The organism is Pedobacter sp. AC402, assembly GCF_979252805.1.
On record NZ_CEEDAI010000011.1, the window covers coordinates 484804 to 502947 of the forward strand.

16 protein-coding genes and 3 pseudogenes are annotated in these 18144 nt (G+C 37.2%); 7 read left to right on the forward strand and 12 right to left on the reverse strand.

Translation table 11 applies throughout. From position 1 onward, the window contains the following. Nucleotides 1–58: 58 nt before the first annotated feature. The 10 genes and pseudogenes from AC0IWE_RS21025 to AC0IWE_RS21070 form a co-directional block, all read right to left on the reverse strand. Complete coding sequence (locus AC0IWE_RS21025) at nt 59–1564, reverse strand: hypothetical protein (RefSeq protein ID WP_471794605.1); 1506 nt, start codon at nt 1562–1564, stop codon at nt 59–61. Between the two features lie 292 nt (nt 1565–1856). Next, nucleotides 1857–3491 carry a chaperonin GroEL gene (gene groL, locus AC0IWE_RS21030; protein WP_055904264.1) on the reverse strand — a complete coding sequence of 545 codons (1635 nt, stop codon included), beginning with the start codon at nt 3489–3491 and terminating at the stop codon, nt 1857–1859. A gap of 132 nt (nt 3492–3623) precedes the next feature. Then, nucleotides 3624–3914: a co-chaperone GroES gene (locus AC0IWE_RS21035; protein WP_025141798.1), complete on the reverse strand. Its 291-nt coding sequence runs from the start codon at nt 3912–3914 to the stop codon at nt 3624–3626. A 330-nt stretch (nt 3915–4244) separates the two neighbouring features. After that, entirely contained in the window at nt 4245–5009 is a 765-nt protein-coding gene (locus AC0IWE_RS21040; RefSeq protein ID WP_471794606.1) for a TIGR03915 family putative DNA repair protein, read from the reverse strand. A 134-nt stretch (nt 5010–5143) separates the two neighbouring features. Then, nucleotides 5144–6400, reverse strand: coding sequence for a putative DNA modification/repair radical SAM protein (locus tag AC0IWE_RS21045; RefSeq protein ID WP_471794607.1), 1257 nt, complete (start codon nt 6398–6400; stop codon nt 5144–5146). Nucleotides 6401–6493: 93 nt separating this feature from the next. Beyond that, nucleotides 6494–7024 carry a hypothetical protein gene (locus tag AC0IWE_RS21050; RefSeq protein WP_471794608.1) on the reverse strand — a complete coding sequence of 177 codons (531 nt, stop codon included), beginning with the start codon at nt 7022–7024 and terminating at the stop codon, nt 6494–6496. A gap of 85 nt (nt 7025–7109) precedes the next feature. Next, nucleotides 7110–7754 (reverse strand): annotated as a pseudogene (locus AC0IWE_RS21055) (HD domain-containing protein). 75 nt (nt 7755–7829) lie between these two features. After that, complete coding sequence (locus tag AC0IWE_RS21060; protein ID WP_055904277.1) at nt 7830–8111, reverse strand: helix-turn-helix domain-containing protein; 282 nt, start codon at nt 8109–8111, stop codon at nt 7830–7832. 310 nt (nt 8112–8421) lie between these two features. Beyond that, complete coding sequence (locus AC0IWE_RS21065) at nt 8422–8916, reverse strand: hypothetical protein (RefSeq protein WP_055904280.1); 495 nt, start codon at nt 8914–8916, stop codon at nt 8422–8424. Nucleotides 8917–8983: 67 nt separating this feature from the next. Beyond that, the gene (locus AC0IWE_RS21070) at nt 8984–10162 is read right to left on the reverse strand and encodes a THUMP domain-containing class I SAM-dependent RNA methyltransferase (protein ID WP_471794803.1); all 1179 of its coding nucleotides are present in this window, start codon (nt 10160–10162) and stop codon (nt 8984–8986) included. Nucleotides 10163–10233: 71 nt separating this feature from the next. Here AC0IWE_RS21070 and AC0IWE_RS21075 point away from each other — a divergent pair, with 71 nt between their 5' ends. The 4 genes and pseudogenes from AC0IWE_RS21075 to AC0IWE_RS21090 all read left to right on the forward strand — a co-directional run bounded on the left by AC0IWE_RS21075 (nt 10234) and on the right by AC0IWE_RS21090 (nt 13539). Further along, nucleotides 10234–10599 carry a DUF3127 domain-containing protein gene (locus tag AC0IWE_RS21075; protein ID WP_055904285.1) on the forward strand — a complete coding sequence of 122 codons (366 nt, stop codon included), beginning with the start codon at nt 10234–10236 and terminating at the stop codon, nt 10597–10599. 289 nt (nt 10600–10888) lie between these two features. Further along, complete coding sequence (locus AC0IWE_RS21080; RefSeq protein ID WP_471794609.1) at nt 10889–12058, forward strand: hypothetical protein; 1170 nt, start codon at nt 10889–10891, stop codon at nt 12056–12058. After that, nucleotides 12043–12672 (forward strand): sensor histidine kinase, encoded by a 630-nt coding sequence (locus AC0IWE_RS21085; protein ID WP_471794610.1) that lies wholly within the window; start codon nt 12043–12045, stop codon nt 12670–12672. The genes AC0IWE_RS21080 and AC0IWE_RS21085 overlap by 16 nt, the downstream gene beginning before the upstream one ends. 172 nt (nt 12673–12844) lie before the next feature. Next, nucleotides 12845–13539, forward strand: a pseudogene (locus AC0IWE_RS21090) (response regulator transcription factor). Nucleotides 13540–14455: 916 nt separating this feature from the next. On the opposite strand, the pseudogene AC0IWE_RS21095 reads toward AC0IWE_RS21090, so the two are convergent. Both AC0IWE_RS21095 and mqnB read right to left on the reverse strand, forming a co-directional pair. Beyond that, a pseudogene (locus AC0IWE_RS21095) lies at nt 14456–15296 on the reverse strand (menaquinone biosynthesis family protein). Nucleotides 15297–15330: 34 nt separating this feature from the next. Beyond that, on the reverse strand, nt 15331–15960 hold the full coding sequence (mqnB, locus tag AC0IWE_RS21100; protein WP_471794611.1) for a futalosine hydrolase: 630 nt from the start codon (nt 15958–15960) through the stop codon (nt 15331–15333). A 109-nt stretch (nt 15961–16069) separates the two neighbouring features. On the opposite strand from mqnB, the gene AC0IWE_RS21105 reads away from it, so the two are divergent. From AC0IWE_RS21105 to fabD, 3 genes are all read left to right on the forward strand, one after another. Beyond that, entirely contained in the window at nt 16070–16480 is a 411-nt protein-coding gene (locus AC0IWE_RS21105) for a 6-pyruvoyl trahydropterin synthase family protein (RefSeq protein WP_055904297.1), read from the forward strand. An 11-nt stretch (nt 16481–16491) separates the two neighbouring features. Then, nucleotides 16492–17127 (forward strand): GTP cyclohydrolase I FolE, encoded by a 636-nt coding sequence (gene folE, locus AC0IWE_RS21110; protein ID WP_471794612.1) that lies wholly within the window; start codon nt 16492–16494, stop codon nt 17125–17127. 79 nt (nt 17128–17206) lie between these two features. Beyond that, entirely contained in the window at nt 17207–18088 is an 882-nt protein-coding gene (gene fabD, locus AC0IWE_RS21115) for an ACP S-malonyltransferase (protein WP_471794613.1), read from the forward strand. Nucleotides 18089–18144: the final 56 nt, after the last annotated feature.

Genomic DNA, 18144 nt, shown 5'->3' on the forward strand with positions numbered 1-18144 from the left:
GCCGCAAGATGGTGTACTGATGCTTAAAGTAACCCTATAAGTGCCTGGATTAGTAAAATTAAATATCGGCTCCCGGCTTGTTGCGCTTGTTTCCTCCCATAAAACCTACTGCTGGGGTAACCGACCAAAAATAGCTATTGGCTGCGTTACAGGTATTATCTAAAACTGATAGATCAGTGGGTTTTAATGTAGTTCCAGAGCAGATTGTACTTGGCGTAATGCTAAAGGCGGGTTTCGGCGGATCCTGGATACAGATTGTCATTTCTACCGGATCAGCATCACACTCTCCGGTAATATTTTTAGAAACCAGCTTTATTTTATGCTCACCGTGAGTTGGAAAACTATAAACAAAATTGTACGATTTTGGTCTATCAGCCGCTATAATTACCCCATCAACATACCAATCATAAGTTACATTGTTTGGGGTACAGGCTGGGGTGTTGGTGTTTGGATTTTCGCCTAAAACAGAAGTATTAACAAAGGTAATATTTGCACCGGTACAGCCCGGGTTGTTATAGGTAAATGAATTTATCGGCTTTACCACCACTTTAGCAGATGAAGAAACAGGCGTACCCATTGTGCTGCAAAAAGCATTCGATACCCTGATAGATACATCAAAAGCATTATAAATTGTGCCTGCACTTGATGTAGAAACACTTCCGCACGATGATTTGGTGTAAGCATGCGTTACTTTACCTCCGTTTGCAATAATTTCGCAAAGCGTATGGGTGGTTGTAGACTGATCACCCCATGTAATGGTATAAATATCTCCGGGAAAGTTATTTTGAATACCCGAAACCGACGTTACATCTACGTTAAAGTTAAAGTTGGCCGATGGTAAACACAATACGGTATTTCCGGTATTGGCAAATGCGGTTATCGCTTTATTATTGATCAGCAAATAAGCCTTTGTAGCCACAGTACCATTCGGCATTACTGCTTTGGTATAAATGGTATAATGTACCTGTTGCGCGGTAAAACTCTGTATTGCGGTAGTAAAGCTCAATTGTGATGGAGCGCCACCGTTTACTTCATCACTGATGGAAGCAGTAACGGTGCTATTTGCCGTAGATTCGTTTGTGAGTGAAAATGAGTTGTTGGCCCTGCCGATACAGGTACCAAAAGTTTCGTCGCTTGTGGCATTTAATAATGTTGAGGTTAATTTCGCTTCAACTACCGTTCCTGCCTTTACTTCAAATGCGGTAGAAGCCGCACTTACTGATGCTGGATTGGTAGATTTTACCCTTACCCTGTATCCAGTTCCTGTGGTAAGCCCTGCCGGAAGCTTCCCATTGATATAAGTACTGTAAAATCCGTTATAACTTCCAATGAGTGTTTCTGCACCGAAATTTCCATTTTGATCGGATAAGTATAACTGAAAGATATTACCCTGCGATATACAGGTTGCAGGTACAGTGAAAGGTACAGCAATGGTGCTGCCTGGTGTAAATGGCCCTGGATCTACTGTGCCAATAACAACCTGGGAATAACTTGTTGACGCATATAGAATTGCCCCAAAAAATAGGACAAAAAAAAGCCATTTCCTTTTACAACGAATCTTCATATATCTCTAACACTAGGGAATGATTTTATTGCGTTCTGGAAGCTTAGTGAAACTTACTATATCCAACCTCAGAAATGAGAATCGAACCTAAGACGCGTCAATAAATATTCATATCAAAGAACGTTATTTTGGAAATACAGATTCAAAATTTTACACCAACAATAACTAAATGAGTAGGTTATATGGGCATTAAAGCTTCGTTTTTGATGGTTTTAAGGCATAAAAAAACCCCCAAGGCTTTGTGCCTTGGGGGAATATTTTTACACGAAATGTTTTCGCTGTAGGGGAAATATTACATCATACCGCCCATACCGCCGCCGCCCATTGGAGGCATTGGAGCACCACCTTCTTCAGGTTCGTCTGCTAAAACAACTTCTGTAGTTAATAACATGGCTGCAATAGATGCTGCGTTTTCTAATGCTACACGGCTTACTTTAGTTGGATCGATAACACCGGCACCAATTAAGTTTTCGTAAACATCAGTACGTGCATTGTAACCAAAATCAGCTGTACCTTCTTTAACTTTTTGTACTACGATAGAACCTTCGATACCTGCGTTTTCGCAAATTTGACGTAATGGCTCCTCAATTGCACGACGGATGATCTGAATACCAGTGTTTTCATCCTCGTTAGCACCTTTTAGGTTAGCTAAAGCTTCAACCGCACGGATAAAAGCAACACCACCACCAGCAACAATACCTTCTTCTACAGCCGCACGGGTTGCATGTAAAGCATCATCAACACGGTCTTTTTTCTCTTTCATTTCAACTTCACTAGCTGCACCAACGTAAAGAACAGCAACACCGCCAGCTAATTTAGCCAAACGCTCTTGTAATTTTTCTTTATCGTAATCAGAAGTAGTGGTTTCAATCTGAGATTTGATCTGGCTAACGCGAGATTTAATATCTTCTGAATTTCCTGCACCGTTGATCACAGTTGTATTGTCTTTATCAACAACAACTTTTTCAGCAGATCCTAAATAAGTTAAATCAGCATTTTCTAATTTGTAACCTCTTTCTTCAGAAACAACAATACCGCCGGTTAAGATTGCGATATCTTCTAACATTGCTTTTCTTCTGTCGCCAAAACCTGGAGCTTTAACAGCTACAACTTTTAATGAACCACGGATTTTGTTCACTACCAAAGTAGCTAATGCTTCACCATCTAAATCTTCAGAAATGATTACCAAAGGTTTACCAGTTTGAACAGTTTTTTCTAAAACAGGCAACAATTCTTTCATGTTGCTGATTTTTTTATCGTAGATTAAAATGTAAGGATTTTCTAATTCAGCTTCCATTTTATCTGCATTGGTTACAAAATATGGAGATAAATAACCCCTGTCAAACTGCATACCTTCTACTGTTTTAACTTCAGTTTCAGTACCTTTTGCTTCTTCAACAGTAATTACACCATCTTTACCAACTTTGCTCATTGCCTCTGCAATTAACGAACCGATTACCTCATCATTGTTAGCTGAGATAGATGCAACTTGTTTAATTTTATTGTTGTCATCACCAACCGCCTGCGATTGAGATTTTAAGTTTTCTACAACAGCAGTAACTGCTTTGTCGATACCGCGTTTCAAATCCATTGGGTTTGCACCTGCAGCAACATTTTTAATACCCGTAGTGATAATTGCCTGAGCCAAAACAGTTGCAGTTGTAGTACCATCACCAGCAATATCAGCTGTTTTTGAAGCTACTTCTTTAACCATTTGAGCACCCATGTTCTCAACAGCATCTTTCAATTCGATTTCTTTAGCCACAGTAACACCATCTTTAGTGATTGCTGGTGAACCGAATTTCTTATCGATAATTACATTACGGCCTTTTGGACCTAAAGTTACTTTTACTGCATTTGCAAGAATATCAACACCTCTTTTCAGGGCGTCGCGTGCTTCTACGTTATATTTTACTTGTTTTGACATTTCTTTTTAAATTTTGGATGATTTTATGAGAAAATGATTGGATTTATATTCTTCTCATTTTAACATTATTATTTTATTTGTTGATTAATGCTGAGTTCACTCATTCGAAATCCAGTCATCAACCCTAAATTATTACCCTACTACAGCGTAAATATCAGTTTCGCGCATAATTAGGTAATCTTTACCTTCGTAAGGGAATTCGGTACCACCGTATTTACCATAAATTACAACATCGCCAACTTTTACACTCGCTTTTTTACCTTCAGAATCTTCTTCAGAAACAGAAACTACAGTTCCTTTAGATGGTTTTTCTTTAGCAGTATCAGGGATATACAAACCCGATGCAGTTTTTTCTTCTGCCGCAGCCGGTTCAACTATTACTCTGTTCGAACTGCCAGCAATTGGTTTAAGGTTTAACGCCATAACTTTTATTATTTTTTTATTTTGATTTGAGTTTTTTAACTAAGCATACAATTAACACTTTTTATGCCAAGAGGTTTTGAGGGACAAATTTTCACCAAACTGTCAATCTTTTCAGCCTAATTAAGAATGTGCGTGTCAGCATGGCAGTAAGTTTTCTGTTTTATAGCTAATGCACCATATCAATTTTAAGTTTTAACCCTACACAATCATGATGCTGAATGTTAACTTAGGTTATAAATCAAGATAAAGGAAAGGATGGTTTTCGTCACGGATAGGATGTAATGGAATGTCGTTTTAACTTTAACATGGCTAAAATGGCGACTAAAACATTTAAGAAATTGCTTTTTCCGTTAAATACTTCCAATACCTTTTTGGTACGTGCTGCAAATGCAGCTTGGTGTTTTTTCGGGCAACGATATTTGCACTTTTAAAATAATCTTTCCACAAGGTGGAGTATAAGGCTTCTCCTTCATCCATTAAAACCGGAGCCGGATTTTGTTTATTCACTCCATCACTAAAGCTTATTGTAATTTCTTCTACCGAGGTTAAGTTATAATGCAGTCCGTATTTGCGTTTTAAGTCATAAATTACCCATTGCTGATCGGCATACCGGTTTTTAAAATGGTTCGAGATTAAAGGCAACACATTAAAGTCGGGGTCAATACTGGCATAAAATATACCATCTCCTGTTTTCTGAAAACGAATAAACGCTTCCATCCTGTGTTTTTCTCTTTCTACACTCCGTGCATATTTTGATAGTGCCATTACATGCGCATTGCCAAAATTGCTTTCAGCTCCGGGCTGATTTTGAAAGATATAAATAGCAAATTGAAAAAGGTGATTATAAGCTTCTGGAATTTCTGATAAGAAGCTGCAATAAAATTGGCGTAACCAATTTTTTTTAAGTTTTTTTTGCAATCCTGCCCAAACCCGATCTGCTTTTTCATGGTGTGTGGTTACCGTAAAACTTTCTACAAATGCTTCTGGTTGAAAAATTGCTGAAGATTTTAACGTGGCTTTTCCTGGCTTGCGTTCAAACCATTCGAAAACTGCTGTTAAAAGCCCTTGAAGCGATCCATCAAAAATGTAGGTCATAGATTTATTATATTGAAAGGTTTGTATCTTTCGTCAGTACCGCATAGGTGAAAATCTTTATACAGTAAGCTTTTAGATTCTCAATCAGGTTAGGAATGAGGCAATGCCTTAATTACTTCGGACATAAGAACCCCTTAAAATAAAATCATCTGGTTGCTGTCCGTTTTTAAATACTTGCTTTGACTTTCTGCTAAAATAAATGCTTTAATCTGTGTACCCTGGTAATCTTTTAACTGATATGGACTATCCAGGCAAATAATAAAGTGTTTAGCCCTATTGTAAGCAACACCAATTTTTTTTAGCTGATCAATTCTAAGTTTTCCAAATTTTCTGGCCTGAACAATTTTTTGAGCAGACATAACCCCGATACCAGGTATGCGAAGGATCATCTTATAGTCAGCGGTATTAATGTCTAAAGGGAAATGCTGCATATTCCGGATGGCCCAGCTTAATTTCGGGTCAATATCTACGTCTAGATTAGGATTGGCATCATTTAAGATTTCCTGTACCTTAAAACCGTAAAAACGCATTAACCAATCCGTTTGATACAAGCGGTTTTCTCTTAACAGCGGTGGTTGTGTGCCAAGGATAGGCATTCGGGTATCATTGCTAATGGGAACATAACCTGAATAGTACACCCTTTTTAATGAGAAATTCTTATAAAAAGCATTTGCCGTATACATGATGTCTTTATCACTTTCGGGTGTGGCACCAATTACCATTTGCGTACTTTGGCCTGCAGGTACAAATTTGGGTACATGTTTAATTAGCTTTTTATCTACAGAAAACTGGGTTATTTGCTGTTGAACGAAGGCTAAGGGTTTAATTACATCGTTGTGATTTTTTTCTGGTGCCAAAAGTTTCAAGCCCGCTTCGGTTGGCATTTCTAAATTAATACTCATCCGATCAGCATATAAACCAGCTTCTTTAATTAATTCATCGCTGGCCCCAGGTATAGTTTTTAGATGGATATAACCATTGTAATTTTGTTCCAATCGCAGTTTTTTTACTACCAAAAGCAGGCGTTCCATGGTAAAATCGGCATTTTTAAAAATCCCCGAACTTAGAAATAAGCCTTCAATATAATTGCGGCGATAAAAATTCATGGTCAGCTCTACCACTTCATCCACCGTAAAAGCAGCGCGTTTTACGTCGTTACTTTTCCGCGAAACGCAAAACAGGCAATCGTAAATACAATGATTGGTTAAAAGGATTTTTAAAAGAGAAACGCAACGGCCATCTTCAGTGTACGTATGGCATATGCCCGAAGAGTGACTGTCGCCAAGGCCTTTATTTGTATTTTTTCTCGTGCCGCCGCTTGATGAACAAGAAACATCATATTTAGCGGCGTCAGCAAGAATATTTAATTTTTCACGAATTCGATCAGACATAGGAATATGTATTTACTAACAAATATAGTTTAATAACTAAAAAAATTAGTAAACAGATTTATTTATTCTATTCCAAATGGGAATAATCGTAGATTAACTAAAGTTACCCGATGGATTCAATTTTCTGCTCAATGGAAATTGATGCGCAATATCAAAACTGTCTTGATAATACTGAAGTTCAGAAAAGAAACGATCTGCTTCTTTTTCATGATTTTTAAGCGGACTGAAATTGGCTACAAAGTCAGGATTGTTAAAGGCAATTTGATAAAAATAACCCCCATTGTGGTTATCGAACATTTCGCTTACACTGGTTATATGTTCCCAGCCACAGAAAAAATCAGTTCTTCTGTAAAAAAATGAAGTGCTTTTTAATTTAAAACTGATTCCTTTTTCATTGATCATTACCTTACTGCGTACAAAAATCTGTGTTTTTGTGATCCACAACAAGATCAGTGCCATCGAAACAATAGATAAGGAAACTAAAATTAAAATGGAAAGTTCGGGTAATGAGGTAGGTAAACTAAAAAGACAATATAACATCAATGAGATGAAGAATACAGGAATGCCAACCATCGCGATTAACAACACACTGTTTTTGTGGTATTTTAGTTTGTAAGCATGCATGAGAATTAATTTTTATAAAGTTAAGTGCTGATGCATTGTTCTGAAATACCTACTAATAGGTATTTTATAGTAGTCTTTTTACTGGTTATTTGCCATCCCACTCTTTATAAAAATGATCAAGATAAAGCAGCATAAATTGATGTCTTTCTGCTGCTATGGCCTTTCCGGCTTCTGTATTCATCAAATCTTTCAATAAAAGTAATTTCTCGTAAAAGTGATTAATGGTTGGTGCGGTGGTATTTTTATAAGTTTCTTTTGTTAAGTGCGTTTCAGGTTTAATCTCCGGATCGTAAAGTACCCTGTTTTTAAACCCTCCATAAGTAAAAGCCCTGGCAATTCCGATGGCACCAATTGCATCTAAACGATCAGCATCCTGAACAATCTCCATTTCTTTTGACTTAAATCTATCACCATCGAAGCTATTTTTGAACGACATGTTTTGAATGATAAGTTTAACATGTGCGATAGTTTGGGGATCAATAGCAATGGAAACTAAAAAAGACTCAGCAATATTTGGCCCTAGATCTTCATCGCCATTATTAAATTTAGGATCGGCAATATCGTGCAATAAGGCTGCAAAAGCCACAACCTGTTCATCACCTTTTTCTTGTCAATTAATGGTTAGCGCAGTTTTAAAAACACGCTCAATATGAAACCAGTCATGACCAGCTTCGGCATTTGCTAAAGTTTTTTGTACAAAATCAATGGTTTTCTGAATGGAAGCCTGCATCTTTCTAAATTTCTTCCAAAGGTATTGGAATTATATGCAGGTAAAAAGAAATGATTTCAACAGCGTTCGAGTTAATTAACTCGCCGCTGCTGTTCTGCTTTCATCATCCGCAATAATTTTAATTAAATCATTGTGGTTAAGGGTTAATAAATGAGGTACTTCCACCTCCAAAATTGCTGCAATTTGAAATAAACGGTCAATTGTTAATTTACTGTAACCAAGTTCAATTTTGCTATATGCATTTTGAGAGATTTTTAATTTTGCTGCCAGATAATCTTGAGTATAGTCTCTGTATTCTCTAATTTTCCTAATATTCCCAGCAACATTCTTCGTCTTTAAAGCCAATACATCTTCCATAAAAAAGGGATAAATTTTAAATGTTTTTCACTATGTACGAAACTTTATCCGTGGCAGATTTTTAGCTTCCGGATTTTTTGGCCCTATAAGTAGATTTTGAGTATCGGGAAAATGAACTGATTATTACAACAAAGCAACAACCCAAATGTTTAATGTATTCTTTTTAGGGGTTGATATATGGTGTTTCAGAATGATTTTATTGACACAGATTAAAGAAGGAAAACCAATAAGAAAGGAGAGAATTTAGAAGTTAATAAGTTACGATAATTAATGAAGAATATAAGAAAGTTGCAGGTTTAAAAGCTAAGGACTAATATAATCCCCAATCATCTTCAAACTCGTCTTTTTCGAAATATCTTACCCATTCGATAAACAGCAGGCGAAATTTTTCAATTTCACCTAAAACAATGTCTTTATATTCTGGTGTACAAATCTCAAACATATCTGCTGCCCTAACCTGGGTTTCCAATTCGCGGCAGTTGGTGCGGATGATGGAAGCATTTTCCATTCTTAAAATGTACATATCTGCTCCTTCTGCGCCAATAATTTTAGGGCAAAGCATAAGTGCATTCTGCATAATTAAGTTAGCGGTCATTTCGGCCATTTCACCTTCCAGCGTTTCGCAAAACAAGGCAGCATATTTATAAACGGCCCTGGCCTGGTTGTAAAGGCTTTTAGCCCGGGTAACTTTTAGCCTAACCTTTTCCGCATCATCACTCGATAAATTTTCTTCATCCTCATCATCCCGGCCAAATCGGCTAAAATGCTCCCATTCGGGCATATGATCCATGTCATCAAATTCCATATTTTTCAAAATTGTTTACGTTATGGTACGTAAGAGAGTCTAATATATTAATTTTCAATCAAAAAATCTAGCCTTCAATTAATGGTGCCCTGTGAGAGCCATCGTATAACTCGTATTCCAATAATCTGCAATCTAATTTACCATTATAAAATTCGACTTTTTTAGCTGCTTTTAATCCAATTTTCTTTGCCAGATCCGGATTTCCGGTGAAAATATAGCCAGAGTAACCTTTGCATTTGGTTTTCATAAAATCGCCCATACGCTTATAGGTTAATTCCAATTTACTATGAACACCCAAGCGTTCACCATATTCAGGGTTAAAAACAACCACTCCTTTACCATCTTCAGGTACCGGCGTTAATTCAAAGTCGCATACTTCAAATTCAATTAAAGTATCTACACCAGCAGTTTTCGCATTTCTTCGGGTAACCTCAACGGCATCTTCAGAAAGATCGGAAGCCACAATTTTAAGGTCGATGTTTTTAATCACCTGATCTTTTAAAATTCTGCGTTCAGTGAAAAAATCTTCTTCATTATAACCCAAAATATGCATAAAACCATAATTCATGCGGTATAAGCCAGGCGCACGGTTGGTGGCAATTAAAGCAGCCTCAATAGCAAGCGTTCCTGAACCGCACATTGGGTTAATAAAAGGCGATTTTTTATCCCAGTTGGTGGCTAAAATAACTCCGGCTGCCAAAGCTTCTAACATTGGCGCTTTCCCTGGAATTTTGCGGTAACCATGTTTGGCAAGTGTTTCTCCAGAGGTATCCATAAATACATCAGCATCTGCATCTTTCCAGTATAAATGTACTACAGCTTTGTTTGCATCCGATCCGGAGTTGGGGCGAATACCTTTTTTCTCCTTCATGCGATCAACAATCGCGTCTTTTACTTTTAAGTTGGCAAATAGAGGCGTGGTAATATTCGGGTTATCAACATTTGAGGTTACTGAGAAATAACCCGAAAAATCGATCAGTTCTTCCCACTCAATGGCTTTAATTTCGTTATATAAATCATCAGGCGTAATGGCCTTAAAACTTTTAATGGCATATAAAATCTGACTGGCACAACGCAGGTTCAAATTAAGCTTAATACACTCTGTAAGGGTAATATTGAGCTCAACCCCGGTAGCAAAAGATCTTTCTATGGTGTAACCTAAGGCCGTAACTTCATCTTGTAAATAGGGCGAAAGGCGCTTGTTGCAGGTAATAATTACCTTGCTTTTATTGTGGAAAACTTGCATCATAATATATGCGAAGTTATCAATAAATTTATAGAGATTTGATGTTTATAGTACATTAAGTAGTATTAGATATGGAAATTAAAGGAAAAGTACACGAAGTAGGTGCCACACAACAAGTAAGTGAAACGTTTAAAAAACGTGATTTAATAATAGAATACGCAGAAAATCCAACATACCCAGAATATATCCGTTTTGAGGCTTTACAGGATAAAACAGCATTATTAGATACATTTAAAGCAGGCGATGAGGTTGAAGTATTCTTTAATTTACGTGGTCGCCCTTGGACAGATAAAACAGGTAAAACATCATATTTTAACAGTTTGGTTATTTGGCGTATCAATGCTGTTGCAGCAGGTGCCCCGGCAGCAACCCCAGCATATGCAGCACCGGTTGATGTGAGCAATACACCAGGTGAAGATGATGATTTGCCTTTCTAAATAAAGAATCTTTTTTAAGCAAACAATTTTGAACCATGCCGAGGCTTTAGTCTCGGCATTTTTTTTGCCTGCCCGCTATACTTCCGGAGTTTACTGGGTTTGTGAAATAGCCAAACCACATAATTCATACTTGCCATCCGCTGTTAAAATATGTTAAAAACAAACACTTAGCTTAGCTATTCAGTATTTTTGATATCTGTTTAGATTAAAAAGTTTGTGATTTGGTTTTTTACCTTTAGAACCACTCTGTTTCTATGAAAAAAAGAGTTTTTGGTTAATTACCGTTTTAATGACGGTGGCTTTGCTTGGTGTATTTGTAATGCAGTTGTATTACATCAGGGAGTCTTACAAACTAAAATCTCAGCTTTTTGATGAACAGGTAAACCAGACCCTAACTACAGTTGTGAATAAAATACAGCGTAGAAATGTGGCAGATCATCTTAATAGAAAAGACGCAGAAAATAAGTTTAAACAACTTCAGGATTCTAGGCAGCGTGCACTGGATATAAAAGATTTAAGGCAACAATATACTCAAGAGGTAGAGCTTCGCCAGGTTGAAAGAGAAAATCAGATCGAGAACTATCTTAATCAACAGGATAGTATTATTCGGGAAGAATACCGCGCACCGAACGTGATCTCCGAAAAAGAATATGCTTCATTGTCATCAAAAAATGGAGATAAGCTGGATCTGCAGATGGATGCTTTTATTGATATGAAGAGTTTGGTTATAAAAGGTTATAGTATGCGTACAAAACTCTTTGCCGCTCCACCAAAAGCATTCGAATTTAAAAGCCTGCAAAGTTTGCCGGATTCTTTAAGGTACCTGGTATTTGATCCCAGAAACGGTAACCCCGGCTTTGTAAGTGTAGCTAAAATCCCTAATGATTTAGAGAAAAAATTTAAGCGGGAAGATGAAATTTCGAGAAAGAAACTAGAGTTAAAAATAGCGTCGCTGGGTAAGGATACTTTCTTTTATACCCGATCGAGTGTAGTTGAAGATGTTTCTAAAGAACTGCAGGAAAGTAACGTGCCAATTTACAAACGCATTAATTTTAGTGCTTTGGGCAATTTATTAAAAGAAGAGCTTATTGCGAATAATATTAAGCTGGAACCTTCTTATCGCGTTTCTTTAGCCAAAAAAGATTCTACTATTTTCATGATGGCTTCCAATGTAAAGGGAGAATTCTTGCCCGAAAATACCTATAAAACACCTTTGTTTGGAAACGATTTGTTCCGCGATCCGGGAATGCTTTTTGTGAGTTTTCCGAATAAAAACTCAGCTATTATTTCTAACCTGAGCGCTACACTGGCCTCATCTATAGGTTTGTTGCTGGTACTTGTTTTCATCTTTTCTTATACCCTTTATGCCATTTTAAAGCAAAAGAAACTGTCGGAAATGAAAACAGATTTCATCAATAATATGACGCATGAGTTTAAAACCCTGTGGCTACCATTATGATTGCCAGCGAGGCTTTAAAAGATCCGGAAGTAACTGAAGATAAAGCCCGTTTAAAACGTTTAGCCGGGATTATTTATGATGAAAATGTTCGTTTGGGTAGTCATATAGAGCGTGTTTTAAGCATTGCCCGTTTAGAAAAAGGTGAGCTAACCATGGAGAATACCGAAGTGGATATGAACGATCTGATTGTAATTGTGCTGGATAGTATGGAATTGCAATTGCAGAAAAAGAATGCCATTATCCATGTAAATACCAATGCAGAAAATGCTGTTGTTTATGGTGATGAACTGCACCTATCTAATGTAATTTATAACCTGATTGATAATGCAAACAAATACAGTAGTAATACGCCTGAAATTACCATTACAACCCGTAACACCAACAGGAATTTAATTATCGAAATTACAGATAAGGGTATTGGCATGACCAAAGAGCAATCGAAACGGATTTTTGACCAGTTTTACCGGGTGCCAACTGGGAACCTCCATGATGTGAAAGGTTTCGGCCTGGGCTTAAATTATGTGCAGGATATTATCAAAAAACTAAACGGAACGGTTAAAGTAAGTAGCGAAAAAGATAAGGGAACCACGTTCGAAATATCTTTACCTTTATAAACCAGCTAACCATCAATACAAAGCTTGCTTTATTGATACATTAAAATATACCAGGTTTAATTTGCCTTATATAGTGGAGTATTAATTTAATCTTCATCCTAAATTAAACCGTTATGCATATTCAGAATCAAACCTTCAATGTAGGTAATGCTACATGAATAAAATTAAGAAAATGAAAAAAATACTTCTGGTAGAAGACGACCCAAATTTAGGTTTATTGTTACAAGACTATTTGCAGCTTAAGGGTAAATTTGATGTGGTGTTATGCACTGATGGCGAAGAAGGGTTGAGGTCGTTTAACAAACAAAACTTCGATCTTTGTATTTTGGATGTGATGATGCCCAAAAAAGATGGATTTACATTAGGTAAAGACATTAGAAAGGTAAACACGCAGGTTCCAATTATTTTTGCAACAGCTAAAACCATGTTGGAAGATAAATCTGCTGCTTATGATTTAGGTGGCGATGATTATATTACCAAACCATTCCGTATAGAAGAACTTTTATTGCGCATAAATGCCATGTTTAAGCGTGTAGCCAATAAAAGTGATCAAAATGATGAAGCTGCAGAAACTCAGTTTTCTATCGGTCAGTATCATTTCGATTATACCACCCAGATTATTACCAATAATGATGTACAACAAAAGTTATCAACCAAAGAAGCTGAGTTGCTGCGATTATTATGCTTAAAAAAGAATACGGTTTTAACGCGTGAAGAAGCCTTGCTAGTATCTGGCATGATGATAATTACTTTAACGGCAGGAGTATGGATGTATTTTTAAGTAGACTCTGTAAATACCTAAGAGCCGATCCTACGGTAGAAATCATCAATGTGCATGGAAAAGGTTACAAATTGCTGGTGGGTTAGTATGGTATTTAAATGGATGTTGTAATGTTCCACTTTCATCTCATGCGTCTTCCTGAACTTGTTTCAGGATCTCAATTTTAGGTAACCAAAGCAACTTAATTGTGTTTTTTATTGCATTTGCCACAGAAACACATAATTCACGGAAATTCTATGATGTTTTCTACACGTATTTCTCCTTTTAGTAGGATGAAACGAAGTCGGGAAATCTAACGAGATAGATCTCTCCATTCCACTGCGTTCCAGTCGAGATGACGACATTTTTTATTGGAATCTGTTAATGGTAGCCTTCATGCGTCCACTTTCATCTCATGCGTCTTCCTGAACTTGTTTCAGGATCTGGATTTTAAATAACCACAGCTACTTAATGTGTTTTTTATTGCATTTGCCACAGATACACAAAATTCACGGAAATTCGATCATGTTTTCAATACGTATTTCTACTTTTAGTAGGATGAAACGAAGTCGGGAAATCTGACGAGATAGATCTCTCCATTCCACTGCGTTTCAGTCGAGATGACGACACTTTTTATTGGAATCTGTCAATGGTAGCCTTCATGCGTCCACCTTTATCTCAAGCGTCTTCCTGAACTTGTTTCAGGATCTGGATTTTAAATAACCACAGCTACTTAATTGTGTTTTTTATTGCATTTGCCACGGAAACACAGAATTCACGGAAATTCTATTATGTTTTCTCATACGCATTTCTACTTTTAGTAGGATGAAACGTAGTCGGGAAATCTAACAAGATAGATCTCTCCATTCCACTGCGTTCCAGTCGAGATGACGATGCTTTTTAATAGAATCCGTCAATGGTAGCCTTCATGTGTCCGCTTTCATCTCATGCGTATCCTGAACTTTTTTCAGGGCTTTTATACAAGATTAAATCGCTCCGCTACAGTCGGGATTATGGAACAAATTAAATGTACAGGTTCTCCTGGATAGTCGGGATAATATTTCTTTCCTGAGCCAGTTTAAATAAAGTATCTACCGCTTTCCGGCCTTCTTCGCCAAGGTTTACACTGTACTTATTTACGTAGAGTTCGATATGTTTGTACATTACACTTTCTTCCATTGCCTGGGCATGCTCGCGGATGAAATGGATACCAGATTTTGGGTGTGCAAATGCAAATTCTACCGATTGGCGGATTAAGCGGTTCACTTTTAGCTGTACTTCACGATCTAAATTCCTGTTAATCACAATTCCGCCCAATGGAATGGCGCAACCGGTTAATTTTTCCCAATAATCGCCTAAATCCACAATTTTTGTTAAGCCTTTATCCTGGTAAGTAAACCTGTTTTCGTGAATGATTAAACCTAAATCGATCTCTTCATGAAGTAATGCTGATTCGATTTCAGAAAAAACAAATTTCCTGTTTATTGAGTAAGTGGGGGTAAGCAATACCCAGCAAAAAATTAGCCGTTGTATACTTTCCAGGTATACCTACCTTTAATTGGGCGTTTAAAGCCTGAAGTTCTGACTCATTAAATTGATTTTTGCTGATTAATAATGGGCCTACACCAAAACCTAAAGCACTTCCGGCATCTAACAAGGCATATTGATCGGCTACGTATGCAAAAGCATGGAAACTTAACTTGGTAATGTCCAATTCACCTCTAAGTGCCTTTTGATTTAATGTTTCCACATCATCATAAGATACCTCAAATTCTAAACCTTCTGTATCAATTTTATGGTGAATTAATGCGTCGAAAATAAATGTATCGTTAGGGCAGGGTGAAAATCCAAGTGTAAGTTTCATTCATCAAAAATAACTACTGCATAAAATTAATCGGTCATAATGAGTTCATTTCTCCAATAAAAGCAATGGCCCATTCGTTTAAATTTTTTACTGCAAGTCCTATTTTCCAATTGTCTTTATTTCTAGGTTCCACATAATTGGATACACTCCTAATTTGCAGGCAATCAATATTTAGCTGTTTACAGGCATAAAAAACGGCAGCACCCTCCATGCTTTCGGTGGTAGGGTTTAACCTTTTTACCAGGTTTTTAATGCTTTTTTCACTTCCGGTTACGCAATTCACGGTAATTCCTTTTGCCAGTGGCAAGCCAACTTTTCGCTGTGTGTTAGTTGCATAATGGTTTTCGCCAAAACCCAAATCGGTTATCGTTAAAAAATCATCTCCATTTTCTGCGCCCAACTCTGCAAAAGTATCCTCAGTAATGTTTAAAACTGTTCCTAAGGCTATATTTCTGTCAAAACAGCCTGCAATGCCGAAGTTTACAACAAGTTCGTATTTAGAAGAAAGATGCTTGCCCAAGGCGAAAGCTGTTGCCGCCATACCAACTCCTGTAATTAGCAGATCGAAATTTTTATGCACTATAAAATCACCCTCCGGTAAATTGAAATGTTGATAAAAGAAGGCAAGTTCTGCTTTTGTAGCAGCAACAACTAAGGTTTTCATTTAGTAAAGTTAGCAGATAATTTTGTTAAAATTTTACGTTTTCTTTAAGCTGGCCTTTAATCTTAAAGCTTAAACCTTTATCCGTATATTTGCATTTTATTTTATAGTAATGATTTACATAACAAGAAAAGCATCATTTAACGCCGCGCATAAATTAGCCCGTACCGATTGGGATGATGAAAAAAATAATGAAGTTTATGGTAAATGTGCCAACCCCAACTGGCATGGCCATAACTATTGGTTATATGTTACCGTTAAAGGCGAAGTTAACCCTGAAACAGGCTTCCTGGTGGATTTAAAATGGCTGAAAGACGTAATGAATAACTATGTGGTAGATAAAGTTGATCATAAGAACTTAAATCTTGATGTTGATTTTATGAAAGGCAAACTGGCTTCGACAGAAAACCTGGCCATCGAAATCTGGAATCAGCTTTTGGCACCAATTGCAGAAAGTGGAGCCATTTTGCATTGCGTAAAAATTTACGAAACCGAAAATAATTTTGTTGAATATTTTGGCTAAAATCTAAATTAATGAGCAATAAAGACGTATTAAAAGATGAATCGAGGGATGGTTATGTAAAAATAGACCGTTACAACGAAGATAAAATTGAAGCTGTAGCTGCGCATTATAAAGATATTCTTGGCCAGTTGGGCGAAGATCCTGAGCGTGAGGGATTATTGAAAACGCCGGAGCGCGTGGCAAAGGCTTTACAATACTTAACCCACGGTTATGATTTAAAACCAGATGAAATTCTTAAAGGGGCAATGTTCCAGGAAGATTATAGCCAAATGGTGGTGGTAAAAGATATTGAAGTGTATTCGATGTGCGAACACCACATGCTGCCATTTTTTGGTAAAGCACATATAGCTTATATTCCTAACGGGCACATTGTTGGTTTGAGCAAAATACCAAGAGTGGTTGATGCCTTTGCCCGTCGTTTACAGGTACAGGAGCGTTTAACAAACGAAATCAGAGATTGTATTCAAAATACGCTAAACCCAATGGGTGTAGCCGTAGTGATGGAATGCAGGCATTTATGCATGTCGATGCGTGGAGTGCAGAAACAGAATTCGGTTACTACAACCTCAGCTTTTACCGGTACTTTTTTAAGCAACGATAAAACGAGAGCGGAGTTTTTGAGGTTAATAACGGCGAGTTTAGATTAGCCGCATCCTCCTAAAGGGGAGGGTTTCAATAATAATAATTTAAGTAAATATTTAATTTCCCCCTTGGGGATTAAGGGATATGAAAGCATATATTTTTCCCGGACAGGGAGCACAGTTTGTAGGCATGGGTAAAGATCTTTACGAAAACCCAAAAGCTGCAGAATTATTTGAACAGGCCAACCAGATTATCGGTTTCCGTATCAGTGATATTATGTTCTCAGGAACAGATGAAGAACTTAAACAAACCAATGTAACCCAACCCGCTATCTTTTTGCATTCGGTTATTTTGGCAAAAGTTTTAGGTGAAAGTTTTACTCCAGATATGGTTGCCGGTCATTCATTAGGCGAATTTTCTGCCTTGGTGGCTGCAAAAGCATTATCTTTTGAAGATGGATTAAAGTTGGTTATTGCACGTGCAAATGCGATGCAAAAAGCTTGCGAAGCACAACCCTCAACAATGGCGGCTATTTTAGGCCTGGCAGATGATGTGGTTGAAAAAATATGTGCAGAAATTGATGCTGTTGTTGTTCCTGCAAATTACAACTGCCCGGGGCAACTGGTTATCTCTGGCAGTTTAGAAGGTATTGATCTGGCTTGTGCCAAATTAACTGAAGCCGGAGCAAAAAGGGCATTAAAATTAAATGTTGGTGGTGCATTTCACTCGCCATTAATGGAGCCGGCAAAAATTGAACTGCAAGCAGCAATTGAAGCCACAGATATTTCCGAGCCAATTTGCCCGGTTTACCAAAATGTTGATGCTAAGCCTTATACTGATCCAAGCGAAATTAAAGCAAATTTAATTAAACAATTAACAGGAGCTGTACGTTGGACACAAACAGTAGGCAATATGCTTGCCGATGGCGCAACTGAATTTGTAGAGGTAGGCCCGGGCAATGTATTACAGGGATTGGTTAAAAAAGTAAGCCGCGAAGTACAAACAAGCAGCGCTACTATAGCTTAAGTATTCAAAAATAGAATAATAGTTACACGCCATAAACTCAATTGTTTATGGCGTTA

Bases quoted from the DNA above. Each gene is read 5' to 3' on its own strand.
- AC0IWE_RS21070 (WP_471794803.1), bottom strand. From the start codon at position 10,162: ATGCAAGTTTTCCACAATAAAAGCAAGGTAATTATTACCTGCAACAAG.
- AC0IWE_RS21060 (WP_055904277.1), bottom strand. From the start codon at position 8,111: ATGGAAGATGTATTGGCTTTAAAGACGAAGAATGTTGCTGGGAATATT.
- groL (WP_055904264.1), bottom strand. From the start codon at position 3,491: ATGTCAAAACAAGTAAAATATAACGTAGAAGCACGCGACGCCCTGAAA.
- mqnB (WP_471794611.1), bottom strand. From the start codon at position 15,960: ATGAAAACCTTAGTTGTTGCTGCTACAAAAGCAGAACTTGCCTTCTTT.
- AC0IWE_RS21065 (WP_055904280.1), bottom strand. From the start codon at position 8,916: ATGGAATTTGATGACATGGATCATATGCCCGAATGGGAGCATTTTAGC.
- folE (WP_471794612.1), top strand. From the start codon at position 16,492: ATGAGCAATAAAGACGTATTAAAAGATGAATCGAGGGATGGTTATGTA.
- AC0IWE_RS21040 (WP_471794606.1), bottom strand. From the start codon at position 5,009: ATGACCTACATTTTTGATGGATCGCTTCAAGGGCTTTTAACAGCAGTT.
- AC0IWE_RS21080 (WP_471794609.1), top strand. From the start codon at position 10,889: ATGACGGTGGCTTTGCTTGGTGTATTTGTAATGCAGTTGTATTACATC.
- AC0IWE_RS21050 (WP_471794608.1), bottom strand. From the start codon at position 7,024: ATGCATGCTTACAAACTAAAATACCACAAAAACAGTGTGTTGTTAATC.
- AC0IWE_RS21075 (WP_055904285.1), top strand. From the start codon at position 10,234: ATGGAAATTAAAGGAAAAGTACACGAAGTAGGTGCCACACAACAAGTA.
- AC0IWE_RS21045 (WP_471794607.1), bottom strand. From the start codon at position 6,400: ATGTCTGATCGAATTCGTGAAAAATTAAATATTCTTGCTGACGCCGCT.
- AC0IWE_RS21035 (WP_025141798.1), bottom strand. From the start codon at position 3,914: ATGGCGTTAAACCTTAAACCAATTGCTGGCAGTTCGAACAGAGTAATA.
- AC0IWE_RS21025 (WP_471794605.1), bottom strand. From the start codon at position 1,564: ATGAAGATTCGTTGTAAAAGGAAATGGCTTTTTTTTGTCCTATTTTTT.
- fabD (WP_471794613.1), top strand. From the start codon at position 17,207: ATGAAAGCATATATTTTTCCCGGACAGGGAGCACAGTTTGTAGGCATG.
- AC0IWE_RS21105 (WP_055904297.1), top strand. From the start codon at position 16,070: ATGATTTACATAACAAGAAAAGCATCATTTAACGCCGCGCATAAATTA.